At 68.4% G+C, this 1441-nt stretch carries 1 protein-coding gene; it reads left to right on the forward strand.

Annotated elements, in window-relative coordinates; all coding sequences use genetic code 11:
* The first annotated feature begins 237 nt into the window (after positions 1 to 237).
* Positions 238 to 1434, forward strand: a complete 1197-nt coding sequence (locus tag CTZ28_RS46265) for an IS110 family RNA-guided transposase (protein WP_121895945.1) — start codon at positions 238 to 240, stop codon at positions 1432 to 1434.
* Positions 1435 to 1441 lie beyond the last annotated feature (7 nt).

Below are 1441 nucleotides of genomic sequence, written 5' to 3' on the forward strand. Positions count from 1 at the left end.
TCAGGCGGCTCTACCGTCTTGATCGGGTTGGTCGAGCCATTCGTAGGGTTGGGTCGCCCAGGGGTGCTGGGTGTGGCTATCAGGCGGCTGCCGTCTCGTGGCTTGCCTCGCTTCGCCGCCCGGCACCCCACGACGACTCGGCCGCCGATTAGGAAGTGCGAACAAGTCGCTGCGTAGAGCAATGCCGGCGAGGTCGTCCGTGGTACGAACAGAACGAACACGCACCTCAGGAGCACGATGAGCCGGATATGGACGGGGATCGACAGCGGCAAGGGCCACCATCACGGCCTGGTGCTGGACGCGGACGGGAAGACGCTGTTGTCGCGTCGGGTCGCCAACGACGAGCCCGAGCTGCTGAAGCTGATTGGTGATGTCCTGGATCTGGCAGACGCCCGCGAGGTCACCTGGGCGATCGACATGACCGGCGGCGAGCCCGCGCTGCTGCTGGCCCTGCTGATCAACCACGGCCAGGAAGTCCTCTACATGCCCGGACGGCTGGTGAACCGGGCCTCCGACGGCTACCGCGGCGAGGGCAAGACCGACGCCCGCGACGCCTACGTCATCGCCGATCAGGCAAGGATGCGCCGGGACCTGCGGCCCATCCGCCCCGGCGACGAGGCCGCCATTGAGCTGAAACTGCTGACCGGACGCCGTGCCGACCTGGTCGAGGACCGCACCCGCGCCGTCAACCGCCTGCGTGGCACCCTGCTGAGCATGTTCCCCGCCCTGGAACGGGCCCTGGACGTCACCAACACGGGCCCGCTGCGACTCCTGACGGGCTACCAGACCCCGGCCGCGATCCGCCGGGCCGGCGTCACGCGGCTGACGAAGTGGCTGGCCAACCGCAAGGTCCGGGGCGCCAGAGCTCTGGCCGAGGCCGCCATCGAGGCGGCCGAACGCCAGTACACCGCCGTCCCCGGGGAGAAGACCATCGCCAAGCTGGTCCATACCCTGGCCGAGGAGGTGATGGCCCTCAACGAGCAGGTTTCCGAGATGGACAAGCTCATCGAGGGCCGGTTTCGCGAGCACGACCTCGCCGACATCGTCCTGAGCGTCCCCGGCATCGGCACCGTGCTGGGCGCAGAGTTCCTCGCCGCCGTCGGCGGCAGCCTGGACGAGTTCGACTCCCCTGACGCTTTGGCGGCCTTCGCCGGCGTCGCCCCGGCGCCTCGTGACTCGGGCAAGGTCAGCGGCAACCTCCACCGGCCGATCACCTACCACCGAAGGCTCCAGCGCGTCTTCTACACCTCCGCGCTGGTCAGCGTCCGGTGCGACCCGAACTCGCGGAAGTTCTACGACCGCAAACGCGCGGAGGGGAAGAAACACGTCCAGGCCGTGCTCGCTCTCGCCCGCCGACGTGTCAACGTTCTGTGGGCTCTGATCCGTGACCGACGGTGCTATCAAGTCGCGCCTCCAGTGACTACGGCCGCTTGACGACAGC

The sequence above is a fragment of the Streptomyces shenzhenensis genome (assembly GCF_003688995.1).
GTDB classification, from domain to species: Bacteria; Actinomycetota; Actinomycetes; order Streptomycetales; family Streptomycetaceae; genus Streptomyces; species Streptomyces shenzhenensis_A.

Excerpts from the sequence above, each read along its gene's own strand:
- CTZ28_RS46265 (WP_121895945.1), top strand. The coding sequence starts at position 238 with ATGAGCCGGATATGGACGGGGATCGACAGCGGCAAGGGCCACCATCAC.